The organism is Tanticharoenia sakaeratensis NBRC 103193, from assembly GCF_000963885.1.
Taxonomy (GTDB): Bacteria; Pseudomonadota; Alphaproteobacteria; order Acetobacterales; family Acetobacteraceae; genus Tanticharoenia; species Tanticharoenia sakaeratensis.
Window position 1 is genome coordinate 92,858 of the sequence record NZ_BALE01000031.1, and the last position, 16,850, is coordinate 109,707.

Annotated in this window: 14 protein-coding genes; 10 read left to right on the forward strand and 4 right to left on the reverse strand. The window is 64.0% G+C overall.

All coding sequences use genetic code 11. From position 1 onward, the window contains the following. The first annotated feature begins 124 nt into the window (after positions 1 to 124). The 5 genes from B8446_RS10900 to B8446_RS10920 all read left to right on the forward strand — a co-directional run bounded on the left by B8446_RS10900 (position 125) and on the right by B8446_RS10920 (position 4,159). On the forward strand, positions 125 to 1,588 hold the full coding sequence (locus B8446_RS10900) for a multidrug effflux MFS transporter (RefSeq protein WP_241767747.1): 1,464 nt from the start codon (positions 125 to 127) through the stop codon (positions 1,586 to 1,588). Positions 1,589 to 1,617: 29 nt separating this feature from the next. Next, positions 1,618 to 2,010: a response regulator gene (locus tag B8446_RS10905; RefSeq protein WP_048849550.1), complete on the forward strand. Its 393-nt coding sequence runs from the start codon at positions 1,618 to 1,620 to the stop codon at positions 2,008 to 2,010. A 169-nt stretch (positions 2,011 to 2,179) separates the two neighbouring features. After that, positions 2,180 to 2,707 (forward strand): adenine phosphoribosyltransferase, encoded by a 528-nt coding sequence (locus B8446_RS10910; RefSeq protein WP_048849551.1) that lies wholly within the window; start codon positions 2,180 to 2,182, stop codon positions 2,705 to 2,707. A gap of 7 nt (positions 2,708 to 2,714) precedes the next feature. Beyond that, entirely contained in the window at positions 2,715 to 3,320 is a 606-nt protein-coding gene (locus tag B8446_RS10915) for a GNAT family N-acetyltransferase (protein ID WP_048849517.1), read from the forward strand. After that, on the forward strand, positions 3,317 to 4,159 hold the full coding sequence (locus B8446_RS10920) for an NADPH-dependent oxidoreductase (protein ID WP_048849520.1): 843 nt from the start codon (positions 3,317 to 3,319) through the stop codon (positions 4,157 to 4,159). Before B8446_RS10915 ends, B8446_RS10920 begins: the two co-directional genes overlap by 4 nt. 599 nt (positions 4,160 to 4,758) lie before the next feature. On the opposite strand, the gene B8446_RS10925 is transcribed toward B8446_RS10920, so the two are convergent. Further along, positions 4,759 to 5,886 carry a YVTN family beta-propeller repeat protein gene (locus B8446_RS10925; protein WP_048849553.1) on the reverse strand — a complete coding sequence of 376 codons (1,128 nt, stop codon included), beginning with the start codon at positions 5,884 to 5,886 and terminating at the stop codon, positions 4,759 to 4,761. 428 nt (positions 5,887 to 6,314) lie between these two features. Beyond that, complete coding sequence (locus B8446_RS10930; protein ID WP_048849521.1) at positions 6,315 to 7,109, reverse strand: creatininase family protein; 795 nt, start codon at positions 7,107 to 7,109, stop codon at positions 6,315 to 6,317. Between the two features lie 88 nt (positions 7,110 to 7,197). On the opposite strand from B8446_RS10930, the gene B8446_RS10935 reads away from it, so the two are divergent. The 3 genes from B8446_RS10935 to B8446_RS10940 all read left to right on the forward strand — a co-directional run bounded on the left by B8446_RS10935 (position 7,198) and on the right by B8446_RS10940 (position 8,574). Further along, positions 7,198 to 7,686 carry a DUF2721 domain-containing protein gene (locus tag B8446_RS10935; protein WP_048849555.1) on the forward strand — a complete coding sequence of 163 codons (489 nt, stop codon included), beginning with the start codon at positions 7,198 to 7,200 and terminating at the stop codon, positions 7,684 to 7,686. A gap of 285 nt (positions 7,687 to 7,971) precedes the next feature. Continuing rightward, on the forward strand, positions 7,972 to 8,103 hold the full coding sequence (locus tag B8446_RS16725; protein ID WP_264921738.1) for a hypothetical protein: 132 nt from the start codon (positions 7,972 to 7,974) through the stop codon (positions 8,101 to 8,103). Positions 8,104 to 8,298: 195 nt separating this feature from the next. Further along, the gene (locus B8446_RS10940) at positions 8,299 to 8,574 is read left to right on the forward strand and encodes a hypothetical protein (RefSeq protein WP_048849523.1); all 276 of its coding nucleotides are present in this window, start codon (positions 8,299 to 8,301) and stop codon (positions 8,572 to 8,574) included. Here B8446_RS10940 and B8446_RS10945 read toward each other — a convergent pair. Continuing rightward, complete coding sequence (locus B8446_RS10945) at positions 8,537 to 11,383, reverse strand: glycosyltransferase (protein ID WP_084712273.1); 2,847 nt, start codon at positions 11,381 to 11,383, stop codon at positions 8,537 to 8,539. The two genes, B8446_RS10940 and B8446_RS10945, sit on opposite strands and share 38 nt — an antisense overlap. A gap of 209 nt (positions 11,384 to 11,592) precedes the next feature. After that, positions 11,593 to 12,909, reverse strand: a complete 1,317-nt coding sequence (locus B8446_RS10950) for a beta strand repeat-containing protein (protein ID WP_048849525.1) — start codon at positions 12,907 to 12,909, stop codon at positions 11,593 to 11,595. Positions 12,910 to 13,269: 360 nt separating this feature from the next. Between B8446_RS10950 and B8446_RS10955 the strand changes: the two genes are divergently transcribed. Together B8446_RS10955 and B8446_RS16425 are read left to right on the forward strand one after the other, a co-directional pair. Then, complete coding sequence (locus B8446_RS10955; protein WP_241767748.1) at positions 13,270 to 16,503, forward strand: glycosyltransferase; 3,234 nt, start codon at positions 13,270 to 13,272, stop codon at positions 16,501 to 16,503. Positions 16,504 to 16,591: 88 nt separating this feature from the next. Then, positions 16,592 to 16,850: hypothetical protein (locus tag B8446_RS16425; protein ID WP_048849526.1), on the forward strand; the 259-nt coding region annotated here is incomplete at its 3' end.

The following is a 16,850-nucleotide window of genomic DNA, read 5'->3' on the forward strand; positions in this document are numbered from 1 at the left end:
GCCGGGCTATCCGTCGTTCGCGGGCATTTACCCCTGCGATGACAGGTGTCGGCCCAATGTCGCCACTTCTTGACGTCGCACGCTGCTCGGGATCGAATACGGCGATGTCCACAAGGAGCGCCCCATGGCCTCTACCGCTGGAACCGCCCCTGGTGCACCCGGGGAGACGGCGGTTGCCGACGTCGCGATCCGTCCCGGCATGACCCCGCCCGGCATGGCCCCGGATGACTCATCCGATCATCCGCCCCCCCCGCCGGCCGACGCGGGCCTCTCCGCGTCCGGCCCGCCGCCGGGCCACGATCAGGATCGTACCGAAACCCATCCCCGCAGCGCCCCGAGCGGCCCGCAGATCAAAGGCTGGCTGCCGCTTCTGCTTGGCTTCCTGACGGCCGTCGGACCGGTTTCGACCGACATCTACCTGCCGGCCTTCCCCGACCTGGAGCGCTCGTTCCATTCCGGCACGGGCTCCGCGAGCATGACGCTCTCGGCCTGGATGATCGGGCTGGCGCTCGGACAGATCACCATGGGGCCGCTGTCGGATCGGTATGGACGCCGCATTCCGATGCTGCTCGGCATGGTCGGCTATACGGTCGGCTCGGTCGGCTGCGCGATCTCGACCAATATCTGGGAAATGTGCGCCTTCCGCCTGATCGCGGCCATCAGCGCCTCGTCCGGCATCGTGATTCCGAGCGCCTGCGTGCGCGATCTTTCGACGGGGAACGCTTCGGCCAAGCTGATGTCCAAGCTCATCCTGATCCAGGGCGTGGTGCCGATCCTGGCGCCGATGCTGGGTGGCCTTGCGCTGAGCGTCGTGAGTTGGCGCGCGATCTTCTGGGCATCTGCGATCTACGGCCTGCTGTGCTGCGTGCTGCTGTGGTCGATCTTTCCCGAGACGCTGGGCCGCGAGAATCGGCGCGAGCTGCATCCGGTCCACCTCATTCACCGCTATCTCGGCATCGCGACGACACGCAGCTTCCTCAGCAACGGCCTGATCTGGGGCTTTTGCGGCTTCCTGTCCTTCACCTATCTGACGGCAGCGCCCACGGTCTTCGAGCACATCTTCCATCTCTCGCCGTTCCACTACGGCATCCTGTTCGGCGTGTTCGCGGTCTGCATGATCGGCGCCTCGCAGATCAATGGCATGCTGGTCGGGCACGTCGAGGCGCCCACGATGCTGACCTATGCCCTGGGCTTCGTCGTCTTCGGCACGCTGTGCCTGCTGGCGGCCTCGATCTATTCGGTCGAGGTCACGCGGCACGGTCATTTCGCGCCGATCCTGATGCTGCCGATCATCATCTGCATGATGCTGGCGCTGGGGCCAACCGGCGTGATCGGGCCGAACGCCATGGTGGGCGCGCTTTCCGAACAGTCGCAATATGCCGGCTCCGCTTCGGCGCTGGCCGGAACATGGCAGTATGCCCTGGGCTCGCTCGCCAGCGGGATCATCGGCATGCTGCCCGCGGAAACACCGGTCCCGATGGCAGCCCTCATGCTCTTCGGCGCGTTTGCGATGCTGTTCTTCGCCTTCCTGCGTCCGAAGTCCGAAACGCTGCCCACGCCTGATCCGTCGGTTGCGACGCCCCATTGAGACCACGCCCCTGACAACTCGTGATGGACATGCCTGACACAGCTTCCGCCTCGTCCCCGCAGCGCCGTGCCCTTGTGGTTGAAGACGATCCGGCCATCGCGCTGATCGTCGAGACGATCCTCGGTGCCGCGGGCTTTGCCATCGATCTTCGGGAAACAGGCGAGGCGGCCCTCGAGGCGGCCCCCGCCGATCTTCTGGTGGCCGATCTGACCTTGCCGGGGGCCGTTGGCGGGGTCGCGCTGTCGCATCGGTTGCGCGACCGGAAGCCGGATCTGGCCGTGATCTACATGTCAGGCGCTATCGATGACGATGCGGGGCCCGACGGGGCCGTAGCAGGGGCTGCCCTGATCGGCAAGCCGTTCCGCCGCGCGCGCCTGCTGGCGGCTGTCGAGGAGGCATTCGCCAGCCGTCCTGCCGCCTGAGCCGATCATCCGATCGGCGGGCATCTGTGTTCCGGCGGCCGTCTCTGGTATGGAGCGGCGAACGCCGCGGACGCGGCACGGGACCGCGCGTCCTGATCAGTTCCCGAAGCCATTCCAAGGATAGACAACCGTGAGCGATGTGACCGAGACAGGGATGCCAGTGGGCGCCATGACGCAGGAACTGGACCTGAAGCGGTATATCCGCCACGTCCCGGATTTCCCGAAGCCCGGGATCCTGTTCTACGACATCTCCACCCTGCTGCGGAACGCCGATGCCTGGCAGGTCGCGACCGGCAGGCTCGCCCGCGCGATCGCACCATGGCAGCCGGACCTGCTCGCGGGCATCGAAAGCCGCGGCTTCCTCACCGCCGCCCCGATCGCGACCCGTTTGGGCTGCGGCTTCACCATGCTGCGCAAGCCGGGCAAGCTCCCGGGCGAAACCGTGACGCTGACCTACGACCTCGAATATGGCTCGGACTCGCTCGCCATTCAGGCCGATGCGGTCAAGCCGGGCCAGCGCGTGGTCGTACTGGACGACCTGCTGGCGACCGGCGGCACGCTTGCGGCATCGGTGCAGCTCCTGCGCAAGGTCGGCGCCGAAGTCGTCGGCGCGTCGGTCCTGATCGAGCTCGAAAATCTGGGCGGCCGCCGCAAGATCGACGTGCCGCTGCATACCCTGATCTCCTACGAAAGCTGACACGCCGATGCCGGTCGAGATCCGCCCCGTCCGTCTGGCCTCCGACTATGCCACCCTCGAACCGCTTGCCGCCGCCCACGCGGACGGGCTGCGGGCGGCCGTGCGGGACGGCGCGATCTGGGACACGCCGTTCACCTGGGTGCCACGTCCGGAAGACATGGACGCGGAAATCGACCGGCGGCTGGCTCTTCAGGCCAGCGGCATGATGCTGCCGTTCACCGTCCTGACGCCGGACGGCCGGATCGCCGGCATGACGACCTATCTCAATATCGATGCCGTAACCCCGCGCGTTGAAATCGGGGCGACGTGGTATGCGAAAAGCGTTCAGGGCACATCGCTCAACCCGGGCGCCAAACGCCTTCTCCTGGGTCACGCATTCGAGACGCTGGACTGTCTTGCCGTCGAACTGCGTACCCACCATCTGAACCAGCGTTCCCGCCGCGCGATCGAGCGTCTGGGCGCGCGTCTGGATGGTGTGCTGCGCCATCACATGCGCATGCCTGACGGCACGTTGCGCGACACCTGCGTCTACAGCATCACCCAGATCGAATGGCCGGCTGTCCGCACCCTGCTGGACGCGCGCCTTTCGGCCCACGCGAAAGATCTTCCATGACCGGACGACGCGCCCCCGAAGCCTGGGCCTCCTTGTGGACTGCACGCTATCGCACGCCGCCCGGCTCCGGAATCGCGCCGGCCGCTATCAACGAGACGATCGCGACACTTCTGGCCCATGCCTCCGTACGCGCCTTCCTGCCGGATGCGCTGCCCGCCGGCGCGCTCGAGGCCGCCATCGCCGCTGCGCAATCGGCGGCAACCTCCTCGAACCTGCAGGCCTGGAGCGTGGTCGCGATCGAGGATCCGGCCCGGCGCGCGCGGTTTGCCGCCCTGTGCGGCAACCAGCGACACATCGAACAGGCCCCCGTATTCCTCGCCTTCATCGCGGATCTCTCCCGCCTGCGCCGCATGGCGGAGCGTGCGGAACACCCGCACGAGGCTCTGGATTACACCGAGAGCTTCATCGTGACCGCGGTCGATACGGCGCTCGCGGCCCAGAACGCGGTTGCGGCATTCGAATCCATGGGCCTCGGCACCGTCTATATCGGCGGCCTGCGCAACGATCCCGAAGCCGTGGCGCGCGAACTGGATCTGCCGCAGGGTGCATTCGGCTTGTTCGGCCTGTGTGTCGGTCATCCCGATCCGGATCGCAGCGCGGACATCAAGCCGCGCCTGCCTCAGGCAGCCGTCCTGCATCGCGATCGCTACCATGCGGGTGCCGAGCCCGGCCTGATCGCGCAATATGACGAGACTGCCGACGAGTTCCAGCGCGAGCAGGGCCTGCCGTCGCGTGCCTGGTCCACAACGATGATCATGCGTATTGGAACGGCGGCCGGGCTGCATGGTCGGGACAGGATGCGCAGCGTTCTGGCGCGACTGGGCTTTGCGCTGAAATAGCGCGTCGCGATGCGGAGGCCCCATGACGGGGTGCTGATTCGCACCCTTTCCATGGCTCTGGCGTGTCATGGGCGCCCAGGCGCTCTCCGGGCGTTGATCGCGCTGGATGATGCTTGTCTCGTAGCCCAGGCGCTGTCTTCCATAGGCTCGCCGCTGATAAGCGCGCCGAGACGTATCGTCCTCTTCCAACGGAAATCCGTCCGGGGCGTCTGATCGAGCACGCTCTGCCGTGTCTGTGCTGACCGGGAATTGCTGAGGCCTCTACGAGGGTCTACCGCATTTGGGACGCCGCGATCAGTTCCTGACCTTGCCGACCAGACCCGGAAATGGACCTGACGGAACATCGTCATGATGCGCGGCGAGGCGGTCATGAGAGGCCAGCGTTCAGCCATTGAAAGTCAGGATCAGAGTTTGGGGAAACCCGCCAGCGTCATGCCGGGTGGTTTTCACGGTCACCCGTTGGCCGCGCCGATTTCGATGCGCCGGCTCGGTTCGAGCTGCATGGATGTCGTCGGATCCCGCCCGGTTATCGGGCAGGATCCGCGCTGGCGACCGGGTCGAAACCCGCCGCTGCTTGCAAAAGCGCCGAGCGCCCGGTCTTACCGCAGGATGCCGGTATGGCCCACGCTATAACGGCCGGGCTGCGGCCAGACGGTCAGGCCATGCGGCTCGGCACCGACCGGAATCTCGCGCATCGACCCGTTGTCGGTATCGATCGCATAGACCACGTCATCGAAACGGCCGGACAGCCACAGCAGCTTGCCGTCCGCACTGACATTGCCCATGTCCGGGCTGCCGCCGCCGGGGATCGGCCAGGTCTTCACCACACGATCGGTCGCGAAATCGATGATGGAGATCCCGCCCGGTCCGTGGCGCCTGCCATGAACGCGATGCGAACCGCGATTGGCGACGTACATCACCTTGCCATCACGGCTCGGATACAGGCCGTGCGTTCCGATACCGGTCGGAATGAAGCCGGTTTCCCTGAAGCTGTCGCCGTCGACCACGAACACGCCATCGGCCATCATGTCGGCGACGTAGAACTTGTGGCCGTCGGGCGCCGTCAGGATGTCCTGCGGCATGCCGCCCTTCGACAGCTTCATGTATCCGATCAGCTTGCGGTTGACGGTGTCGACCTTCGCCAGATAGCCGCCGAATTCGCAGGTGAAGATCGCGTAGCGTCCGTCGATCGAGAAATCGGCGTGGTTGACGCCCTTGCACTGCGGCACCTCGACCGAGCCCTGCATCGCCATCGTGTGCGGGTCGCGGAAATCGAGACGTTCGCGCGCTTCGGCGACCGTGATGGCGGACTTCCCGTCAGGCGTGAAATACATGTTGTAGGGATCGTCAACCGCGACGGCTGGGCCGGGCCTGCCCGTGTGCGCGTCGATCGGCGTCAGGCTGCCGTCGGTGCGGCCTTCGGAATTGTTCGTGACCCACAGCGTGCGCAGGTCCCATGACGGGACGACATGCTGCGGGCTGCGGCCGACCTTGAACGTGTCGACGACGCGGAATGTCGCGGGATCGATCACCGAGACGCTGTTGCCGCGCAGGTTCGGCACATAGACCCGTGCCGGATCGGATGCGATCGCGGGGCTGATATGGCCCGCCGTCGTCTCGCTGTAGATGTTGTGCGGATCGACCACCGCCGGCATGCCGGGGATGGTCTGGACCGCTGTGCCCGTCTGGGCGGCCGCCGCGTGAAGACCGAGGCCCGCGGTCAGCATTGCCGCACAGGCCATGCGAGGGAACGTCATACCCACTCCTGAGAAACTTGGCCCCGAACCTGTTGGAGTCGTCCGGCAGCGCACTCTACGATAGCTCCGGCGCGAGCCCTATCACACCGCCGCTGGCCGGTCATCGCCCCTCGCGGCCATCAAACGATGGTTTTGCCATCGAAGAAAAATCTCAATACGGCGCAAAATGGCTCGAGGTCGAATTGTTGCGAGGCCAGATGACCACACGGCCGGGTTCCTGAAAAACAATACTCAGGTGAAACGCCCACCTGACGATCCGTGCCCGTCCAAACTTCATGTTTCACGCAGCCGATACCAGGCTGTTCGCAAGTTCAGGGTTTTTCCGGCCAGCCGGTCCAATCCACGAGCCGCAGTTCGCCTGCTTCACCCATGCTTTCGGGATTGAACCCGGACCGCCCTCAGTTTCCGCGGGCGGCGCGAATGGCCGCGACGGCAGCATTGACCTGCATGTCCGCACCGATCGTTCCGATCCGCGCCGTCGCGGCACGGGGATCGCCGCCATAAACACCATCCCGAGGGCCGGGAAGCGGCGCCGATGCGAGTTCCCGGCTCCGCACGGCATCGGGCTTCAGGGCCATGGTCAGCGCGGTATCGATCAGGTCCGCATGCGTTCCGATGTCGGCCCCGAGGCCCATGCCGCGCACGCGATCAGCAAACGCGCCATAGACGACGTCGTAATACGGCGCGACATAGAGCGCCCGTGCGCCCGTCCCGCGCCACGCGCGATTCAGCGCATCGGTCGCCGCTTCGAGCTGACGGATATAGCCGCCGTGATCGGCCAGGAACACGACTGTCCGGAATCCCTGAACGTGGAAGCTTTCGGCAGCGCCGGTCACGAGCCCGCGGAACGCATCGGGCGGGATTGAGATCGTGCCTGGGAAGCGCATGTGGCTCGTGCGGGGTGAGGTGCCCCCTTCCGGAACATAGGCGATGACCGGCGCCACCATTGCGTGGCCGAGAGCCTGCGCGATGCGGTCCGCCTGAATTTCGGCTCGGAAGTCGTGCTTTCCCACGGCGAGATACGGTCCGCTCTGTTCGGTGCCGCCGACGGGAATGATGATCGTATCCGTGCCATGGCTCACCGCGCCAGCGATTTCGGTCCATGTGAAATCTGCGAAGCGAACATCGGGTTCAGCCTGCGCCGTCCCGACAGCAAGCATGAGGGACAGCAGGAGAAGGGCGCGTCTTGTCATGGGCAGATCCTGTATCCCGACGCTGTTCTGCCGTCACCTGCGGATGGCGCCCTCGACGGATGCAGCACAAATGCTTAACCGTGGCCCCATGTCACTTCCTCTTCCGGGCCTGTCCGATACCGATCCCGTCGGCTCGATCGCTCATCTGATCCAGACCGCGCTGACCCCCGTCTTCATGCTCTCTGGCATCGGCACGCTGCTCAACCTGTTCAATACGCGCCTCGCGCGCGTTTCGGATCATCTGGAAGAGATCGCGCACCGTCTTGACGACGATCCACCCGACGATGCGCGCAATGTCCTGCTCCGCCATCAGGAGCGGCTGCATCGCCGCGTCTTTTCGCTGGATACGGCAATCCTGCTGGGCGCCGTCGGGGGCGCTTCGACCTGTGGCGCCGCGTTCATGCTGTTCCTGGGCAGCCTTCGCGATTCTTCCCTGGCCGTCGTCCTGGTCACGCTGTTCGGTGCCGCGCTGTGCTGCACGATCGGATCGCTGGCCGCATTCTTCATCGATTCCGTGCTTGGATGGCATGGTCTGCGCAGTGAAGGCTCATTGCCGCGCATATCAGCCAAACACTAGACGCAATGCACCTTTGCCTAATTTTTAGGCATTGCGGCAGGATCATGTCAGGTCGATGAAGGGTTGGCGATGTTGTTCGGGCCTTTGCCCAATACTTGGTCACTATATTGATGCGGCGTGGAATCGACTGATGCGAAATATTGCGAATGCCTAAAATGAAGGCGTCGAAATAGGTTTCTAATTTATTTATGCGCTTTTTGCGTGGCTGAGTCTTTGCGACTGTTGTTGCAGCGCGTCCTGATTTGCAGTCTATACGCCGCAAATCGAAAACCAAGGACCGAGACCATGATGACTACGCTTTTCACTTCGCTTCTTGCGCAGCCCGTCGACTTTCTCTCGGAATGCGCAATGTTCCTGTTCCTGCCGGCAATTGCCACGCTTCTCGTCGCACTCGTCGCAGCCGACCGCACGGCCTGATGCCGGATATGGGACCACGGGCCATGAAATGGCCTCTGGTCCGGTGCGGACGCTGATCGGCGTCCTGTAATTAAGAACTTCTAAACTTTTCGCCTGCATAACGGTGTCATCACCGTTGCCTCTGCAGACCGGCATCCCGGCCATCCGGACTTCGGTGATCTTCCCGCCTCGGAAGGCACAGAAGAGAGACTGGCGATGCGTGTCATTGAAGCAGCACGGATGATTTCGACAGGTCGCATGACCGTCGAAAGCCTGTGGGAAATCGCCACACCGCGCGAACGGATCATGGTCGCGCTCCTGCTCGGCCGCCCCGACTGGCTTCCCCAGCAGACACGTACACCCAATGCAGTGTGGAACGCGCTCGACAGCCGGCAGAGAGACCTGTTGCTCCGACGTGCGCCACGCCGGATCAGGACCAGCCTGCCCGGTTATGTCAGCACGTCAGCGGCGCCATCTTCGCTTGTGGGGTAAGCTGCGCCGCCATCTTCAGAAGACGCTCAAGTTCCTCAGCCTGCGTATCGAAATCCGGCAGATCATCCTTGTGGGGATTTACGTAACCGGCAACAAAACGCTCCCGATCGTCGAGCAGGGCCTCGATCGCCTGGAAGAATGCCGGCTCGGACGCCGCGAGCGGTATATGCGTCCCGTTGATACCGTCGCGGACATCTTCCGCTTGTCCGCCTGGCGCCGTCGTCACAACCCATACGTCTCGCGCGAGAGCTTCTCGCACCGTCAGGCCGTAGCTCTCTTTCCATTGCGACGGGAACAGCATCACATCGATACTGTCGAAGAAATCGTCCATCGTCTCGCTGGTATAAGCGGGCACGACACGGATCTTTCCTTTGACTGACCAGGCCGCGACGTCAATGGAATGGAAACCAAGGTTGAGCTTATTGTCGACAAGCACGAGTTCCCAGTCCGCGCGCTCCAGTCGTTCGAATGCCTTGCGGATCAGCGGATATCCCTTGACCGCCTCGGTGCCACCGACAAAGCCGAAACGCAGTGGCGCGCCGGCCGGCCGCGGCGCACGCGGCCGAGCAGGCCACGTGAACCCGTTGCGATTGACGACGATCCGCTCGGGCGCAACGCCATTGGCGAGATAGAGCGCCCGATGGGACTCGGACGGGCTGATCAGAAGCGATGCGCCCATCAGCGCCTGTCGCATGAGCGTCGCGCGGTCCTGCAGATGACGCGCGCCCGGCAGGCATTCCTGGCAGACGCGCAGGTCGATCCTCGTCTGGAAACAGTACTTCCCGTCGCCACGCACCATGAACTGCCGGTCGCACAGCCACCACGCATCGTGCAGCGTGATCGCATACGGCACCGACCGTTCCTGACACAGACGAAGAAGAGCCGTGCCCAGACCCTGCAGGGCATGGATATGCACGATGTCCGGCTGGAACGCGTCGAGCCAGGCCCCGAAATATTCAGCGAGTTTCGGATTGTCGAGATAGGCGACCTGATCGTAATCGGGCGGGATGATCGCCGAGAGGACGGATATGCCGTCCACGTCATAACGCAGCGTGCCATTGGCCCGGCCGTGCAGATGCGGCCGCGACGTGAAAACGCCGATGTCCAGACCGCGTGCCTGCAACCGGCGGCACATTTCCTCGACGACCAGCGTCGCACCGCCGAACGAACGGGGCGCAAAATAGACATTGGCCATCAGCGCGCGAAAGACGTCTTTTCGATCTCCGGCCGGCGGAACGCCAAGCGCCGGGCGCACCTGATCCACGGCAACGGCCTCGGGCGCATAGCGCGCCAGAACGTCGATCCGTGCTTCACGCCCGATTGCCGCGCGTCTGTCCGAATCCCGTGCAAGCGCGAGCACGGCATCGCGCCATTGCGCGGGCGTATCCGCCATCATGCCGTTCGTTCCGTCGCACATGATGACCCTGAACGCCGCCCGCGGCGAACAGACGGATGCGACGTCGACGCTTGCGGCCTCGAGATATTTGATGTTGCTCTTCGCATCGTTGAAGAGCGTCGGTTCCAGAGGCGCCAGCGCGATGTCGGCATCCGCCAGCAAGGCGAGATAAGCCCGGTAGCTCATGCCGGCGATCGTCTCGATCCGGTCGCCGAAAATGGCCAGCTCCCTGGGCACGGTCAGCTCGCCGACGATACGCAGGCACAGCCGCGGCTCCGCCTGCATGGCAGCGACGAGTCCCTCGGCAGCCTGCCGGAAATCAGCGTCATGCGTATTGGTGCCCGAGCCGTACAACATGACGATCCGGCCATCGTCACGCGGTCGGATCGTCGCGCGGATGTCATCGGCCGCCGACAGCGTCTCGCCGTCGAGCGCGTTCTCGATCACCTGCACATCGTCCACGCCTGCCTGTCGCATGGCATCGGCAAGAGCGTCCGTTGACGCGATCGCACGACCGCAGGCCAGCATGCATGCCCGGAAGATCTTGACGCCGAACAGCAGTGTCGCCTGCTCCGATCTGGGAAGCGACACAAGATTACCGTTCTGCCGATACTGGTCGGCATCGAAGATCAGGTCATCCACTTCCCACCAGGGACGCAGCTTCAGGCGATGCGCCTCCTGCACCAGTCCCATGACGGACTCGAAACCCGGGGTCCGGTAGAAAATGACCTGTGCACACCACTGCAGGGCGGACATCGCAGCGTCGGTATCGCGCCAGTCGACGACCTGCACCCGCCACCCGAGTCGTTCGAGCATCTCCCGCTTCTGCCAGACGCGGTATTTCGCGCATTGTCGCAGCGACAGCTCGGCAATGATCAGGAACTGGCGAGCGGATCCGACGGGAATGGTCTGCGGGGTGTCATCATAGACAGCCTCGTCGTAACTGGTTCTCGCTTTTCGGATCGGAACGGCACCAGAAGCAGGCGCCTCTGCGCCGATCGGACCCGGAACCGTCGACGGTCGTTCGATGGGTCTCGCCTTGGCCGGTAATGATGGGCGCTTGGCCAGGCGCCGGCGCATCATGTGCAGCGGCAAAAGCATGCCTTCCCGCCGCCAGGCGGTCTTCAGCCGCTCCGGAAGCGCACTGAAGGGTTGCCCATCCGGCAGCCTGCCGAGCGATAATGCCCGGATACCCCTTAGCGGAAAGGTGATCCGCCAGGACAGCGACTTCTCTCGCAGTGACATGAGATACCGGAGATGCGCGATCTCGCCCTGCAACCCATCCGATCGCATGCCGTGAAGGCGTGCTGCGCTGCGATAGCTGTCAACCAACGCATTCAGACGATCGACTTCGCTGCGGGACACGTCATCAGGCGATTCGGACGTCGTGGTCAGTTCCGGAAAATCAGCCATCACTGCACCGGGCGGACATCAAGCTCACACATGGGTGGGATCTACCGCATTTCGGCAGGTGTCTGAAAGAGAGTCTGGCGGAACAGGTGTCCATCAATCGCGACATATCGTCTGACGCTCCGGACAGCCACAAACCAGAACGAAAAAAGCCGGACTCTTTCGAGTCCGGCTCCTCGCGGGCAGGCGGCAATATGCCGATGCCAGAGCGATCAGCTCAGCGTGAAGTCCGAGGCCTTCAGGTCGGTTACGCCGACGAAGGTGATCTTGGAGTTGTCAGCCAGCTGGAGGGTGGTGTTGCCACCCGCAACCGTCGCGCTGTTCAGCACGGACTGCAGACCGTTGTTGTTCTGCAGGCCGTAGTCATACAGGGCCATCAGGTTGCCAGCCGCACTGCCGAAGTCGGTGATCGTGTAGCTGCCGCCGGCATGACCGTCGGTGATGGCGAACATCGCACCGCCCGAACCACCGGTCATCGTGTCGCTGCCCGTGCCACCGACGAGGGTGTCGTAGCCCGAACCACCGATCATCGTGATGTTGCCGGAGTTCGCGAACGCCTGGAAGGAATGCAGCGAGGACGCACCGTTGACGGTCTCGTTGGTGCCGTCCGCGACGAACAGGCTGGAAGCCGACGTCGAGTTCAGCATCAGATCCAGGCCCGAAGCGCCGAAGATCGTGGAGTTGCCGGCCGTGATCGTCGAGGTGCCCGAACCGTTCAGGAAGCTCATCGAGCCGCTGACGCTGATGTCGCTGTTCTGGCCGTGAATGACCTGAAGGTTGCCAGCAGCCGAAATCGTGTCGTTCGTGCCCGCAGCGACGACGCCGCTGTTACCGACGGAGATCGTGTTGTTCGAACCCGTATCCGAGACGAACGCCTTGTCACCGAGCGAGACGAGCGAGTTGGTGCCGGACAGATTGACGCTGTCCACGCCGCCGGTACCGTCGATCGTGTCCTGGCCGGTCAAATTCACGAAATTCGTGCCGTTGCCGAGATAGATCAGGCTGCTGCCACCCTGATCAGAGATGTGATTGGTGCCGGCCGTACCATAGATGGTGTCGTTTCCGCCGGCCGTGGCGATCGTCCAGTCACCCGTGGTGTTGCCACCGACGAAGGTGTTGTCGCCCGTCGTGGCAGCGAACGAACCGCTCTGGTTGCCCGCCAGGAAGACGGTGCCGCCCGAAGCAGCCGCGAGCACGTCGATCGAGCTTGCCGTCACGCCGGTCGCATTGATGACCGTCGAACCCGATGCCGCGCCATTGATCGTGTCGGCCGAACCGACGACGAGCGCATTGTAGTCGCCCGAGATCGAGTACGTACCACCGACGGTGACGACGCCCTGAACGGTGCCGCTGGCGCCCGTCATGCTCGAGTTGGCACCGGACGTGAGGCCGACGCTGGTGAGCGACGACGATGTCATCGCGTTCTGGATGGACGCCGAGAACGAACTTGCGAGGCTTTCCGCCTGCCCGCCCGATACGGTAACTTGCACGGTCAGGCCAGAGGCACCAACCACAGTCACAACAGCCATACTATGCGCTCCTTAATCTTGCTTACGGTCCCGCACAGGCGGCCGCTACGACCACCCACCTGATCGAGGGTTTCATCACCCTTACCAAACCGCCTCGACGATTGGCAATCTTTCTTCTGCTCAGTACCGGCAGAACAATCGTTTTTCTTTCCAGTACCCGGGGCAACCCATGTGCACTGAAACAATTGGCATTGAAGAACTCAGCAAAAGCACTTGTTGCACGAGTCCGCGAGACGGCAAACCGCCGCCGGGGGTCAAAGTTCCCCGCCACCCATCGACAGCGGGGCTATATTGACGCCTCATGTGAAGGCGCCGCATCCGCAGCGCAGGTCGATAATAACGATTTTTTAGCGGAAAGATATGTCCAGTCGTATTTCCGGGGTCGAAATGTCCCATCAGGCAGACTCGATCGAGCCTGTCACCGACCTCCTGCCGCTCTTCGGGGACCTGCCCGAAGCAGTCACAGGTCGCCACGGGCACGAGTACCTGCCGGTCGTCAACTGGATCGCGAGACAGTCCCTAACCGCACAACCTGTTGTAATTGCTGGAACACCCGACATTCAGGCGCTTATGCAGGCACTGCCGGACCTGCTCGAACAGCCAATCCTCGACCGGCGCTGCGAGATCGTCACGGACCGGACCACCAAACCACTCACATTGTTCTGGGTCAGCGCCCGCGACCTCAAAATTCCCGGATATTACGCCATCTGGCGCGCACGCCGCGACTCGATGAGCAAGAACGGCCTGATGATCGTGACAGGACCGTTAACGCTTGCAGCCGACATTCTGGATGTCGAGGAAAGAGTGTTCATCGTCTCCGACGATCTTGCAATCGTGGCCGTGGGATCTTCCCCGCCGCCGCCGTTTGCGCCTCTCTGCAGCACCGACAGCCCGACGAATGGTAATCCGGTTCGCGCCAGCTACCGGCATCTGTTGGGTCGTACTCTTCTGTATTGGCGACAGTACTCGAAATGTAAGGAAGCCCAATCCGATCGTAACGAAATCTTCACACGTGCGAATACTGAACTCGTCAGCAATCGTGCGCTCGCATCCCGCGTCAGATCGCTCGAAGCCGAACTGAAGGTCGCCCGCACGTCAGAGGGCGACGTGGCAGGTCGCAGTCGGACCCTGATCCGGGATGTCGTGGCCGCCGCCCGTGCAGAGCGGCATCGGCGTCTGGCCGCCGAAGCCGAGCTTCTCCAGGCCAATGACGAGCTCGCGGCCCTGCGGAGCTGGGCCGATGCCGTCACGGCCGAAACCGCCAGACGTGAGGCGGCTCGCATGGCCTATGTCGACGTGATGCGACATCATGAACAGGCGCTGGACGCACTGCGCACGTTCGTCAACACACCTGCCAGCCGGGCACGCCGGGTGGCACGGGCATTGCGTGCACCATTCGTGCCCTTCATTCCGGACACGCCGCCGCTGCCGGAGACTGATGCCCTCCCCCTCTGCCCGGTCCCTGCCGTGCGGCGCCCGCTTCCCGATCACGATGACCAGAATATCTGGGATACGTGGTTTCACGCCCTTGATGCGGCGCCAGATCAGGCTCCCGCGGTGGCCGCACCGGAACCCGCGCTGTCCGGCAGCAATGCTTCACGGCGCAACATCCTGTTCATTGCAGGCGAGCCCGATACGCCGGGTGTTGCCTATCGGTGCGATCGCAATGCCGCCGCCGCGCGCGATGCGGGATACGAAGCGCGTGTCATACCGTGCGCCCTGGTCAATGGCGACGATATGGACTGGGCCCAGATCGTAGTCCTCTGGCGCGTCGAGTTCTCGGGACATGTCGACACGCTGCTGCGACTGGCGGAAGAACGCGACGCGGTGACCGTGTTCGATGCGGACGACATCGTGTTCATGCCGCATCTGGCGCGGGTCGACATCATTGATGGCATCCGGTCGATCGGCGCGACCGAGGAGCGGATCGAGCGCTGCTTTGCCGACATGCGCCGCACGATGATGCGGTGCGACATGGGATTCACGACGACGCGCGAACTGGTGCAGGCCATGCACCTGAGCCATCCCCTCGTTCACCTCGTTCCCAATACATTCGATGAAGCGTCGCTGGCGCTGGCGCGATCCGAGCGACGCCAGCGTCCGGCGGGCGATCCGCTGGTCCGGATCATCTATGCCACCGGATCCCGCACGCATCAGCGCGATTTCGCCCAGCTTGCCCCGGTTCTGGCCAGCGTCCTGCAGGCCCGGCCGCAGGCGCGTCTCGTGCTGTTCCGTGAGGCGGGGACGGATCGTCCCGTCCTGATCATGGACGAGTTTCCAGCACTCATCCCCGTCGCCGACCGTATCGAGTGGCGTGACATGGTCTCTCTGGCGCGCCTGCCTGCGGAATATGCACGCGTGGACATTGCCATCGCGCCGCTCGAAACCGGGAACGTGTTCTGCGAGGCCAAGAGCGAAATCAAATATTTCGAGGCAGCGCTCGCCAGCGTGCCGAGTATCGTCTCGCCCACCGGCCCGTTCCGCCGAAGCGTCCGCGATGGCGAGACCGGCATACTGGCGAGCTCCACGGATGACTGGGCTGCGGCACTGCTGATGCTGATCGACGATCCGGATCGTCGGGCCAGGATGGGACGCGATGCCTATCACGACATCCTGGGCCCGTTCGGCCCCTGGATGCAGGCGCAGCGGATGCGCACCATTCTCGGCGGCCTGCAGAACGACACCGGAGCAGCCGATGCCGGGGAGATCACGATCGCCCGGGCGGCCCGCCCCCGATGCGCGATCCCTGTCGTCCCGGACAGCGAGAGGCTGTTCTTTCAGGACCGGTTCGGCGAAGCCCGCGTCACCGTCGTCATTACCTGTTTCAATTATGCCGATTACGTTCTGGACGCGCTCGACTCGGTCCAGGCGCAGACGCTGGATGAGCTCGATCTGATCGTCGTCGATGACGGATCGACAGACGGGTCGGTCGAGCGGGTACGGCGCTGGATGGAACTGCATGCCGATCGGTTCAATCGGCTGCTGCTTGTGCGGTCGGTCAGAAATGCCGGTCTGGGCGGGGCCCGCAACATCGGCATGGACGCTGTCGAGACCCCGTTCGCGATGCAGCTCGATGCCGACAACCGGCTGTTGCCCCCCGCATGTGAGCGGCTTCTGGCTGCCACGACCATCGAGACGGCGTTCGTCTATCCGACGCTGCAGGCCTTCGATGCTTCAGGGCGGCAGGCGGACGGACAGGCGGCGGCGTCTCGCGCACCGATCGGCGATCTGGCGTTCCACCCTTTGAACATGGTGTCCGGAAACCATGTTGATGCCATGGCTCTGGTCGCGAAATGGGCATGGGCCGCGGTGGGCGGCTATTATGTCGCGCGCGATGCGATGGGCTGGGAGGATTACGATCTGTGGTGCAGCTTCGCCGAGCGGGGCCTGCTCGGACATCATGTCGATGAGGTTCTTGCGGAGTACCGGATGCATGCAGGTTCGATGACCAATGCCGTGACGGAACGCAGCGGACACAAGGCGCGTGTCGTGGCCCTGATCGAGCGTCGCCATCCTTGGACGCGGTTGGTTGCGGCCGAGGCGCGACTGAGAGTGGCGGCCGGACCGGCTGATTCCGGGTCGGCGCCGATGTGACAAATGGGCATCTGGTGCGTTGCATTAACGCCGCGAAGCCGCCGCAATCGGCGACGATCATGACAAAGATTTTCAGGAGGAGCCTCCGATGCGTCGGTCCTTGCATGTTTTCGGTTTGATGGCGGCCCTTGCGGGCAGCAGCACGGCTCTGGCCGCACCCGGTGGCGGCTTTCATGGCGGCGGTGGCGGTGGTTTCGGCGGCGGTGGCTTCCATGGTGGTGGTGGCGGCTTCGGCGGTGGCGGCTTCCACGGCGGCGGTGGCTTTGGTGGCGGCGGTTTCCGTGGCGGCGGCTGGGGTGGCGGCCCGGGCGGCTGGCGCGGTCCCGGATGGGGCGGCCCGGGCTGGC

Excerpts from the sequence above, each read along its gene's own strand:
- B8446_RS10930 (WP_048849521.1), bottom strand. The coding sequence starts at position 7,109 with ATGACAAGACGCGCCCTTCTCCTGCTGTCCCTCATGCTTGCTGTCGGG.
- B8446_RS10955 (WP_241767748.1), top strand. The coding sequence starts at position 13,270 with ATGTCCAGTCGTATTTCCGGGGTCGAAATGTCCCATCAGGCAGACTCG.
- B8446_RS10940 (WP_048849523.1), top strand. The coding sequence starts at position 8,299 with ATGCGTGTCATTGAAGCAGCACGGATGATTTCGACAGGTCGCATGACC.
- B8446_RS10905 (WP_048849550.1), top strand. The coding sequence starts at position 1,618 with ATGCCTGACACAGCTTCCGCCTCGTCCCCGCAGCGCCGTGCCCTTGTG.
- B8446_RS16725 (WP_264921738.1), top strand. The coding sequence starts at position 7,972 with ATGATGACTACGCTTTTCACTTCGCTTCTTGCGCAGCCCGTCGACTTT.
- B8446_RS10925 (WP_048849553.1), bottom strand. The coding sequence starts at position 5,886 with ATGCTGACCGCGGGCCTCGGTCTTCACGCGGCGGCCGCCCAGACGGGC.
- B8446_RS10910 (WP_048849551.1), top strand. The coding sequence starts at position 2,180 with ATGACGCAGGAACTGGACCTGAAGCGGTATATCCGCCACGTCCCGGAT.
- B8446_RS10900 (WP_241767747.1), top strand. The coding sequence starts at position 125 with ATGGCCTCTACCGCTGGAACCGCCCCTGGTGCACCCGGGGAGACGGCG.
- B8446_RS10945 (WP_084712273.1), bottom strand. The coding sequence starts at position 11,383 with ATGGCTGATTTTCCGGAACTGACCACGACGTCCGAATCGCCTGATGAC.
- B8446_RS10920 (WP_048849520.1), top strand. The coding sequence starts at position 3,317 with ATGACCGGACGACGCGCCCCCGAAGCCTGGGCCTCCTTGTGGACTGCA.
- B8446_RS10950 (WP_048849525.1), bottom strand. The coding sequence starts at position 12,909 with ATGGCTGTTGTGACTGTGGTTGGTGCCTCTGGCCTGACCGTGCAAGTT.
- B8446_RS10935 (WP_048849555.1), top strand. The coding sequence starts at position 7,198 with ATGTCACTTCCTCTTCCGGGCCTGTCCGATACCGATCCCGTCGGCTCG.
- B8446_RS10915 (WP_048849517.1), top strand. The coding sequence starts at position 2,715 with ATGCCGGTCGAGATCCGCCCCGTCCGTCTGGCCTCCGACTATGCCACC.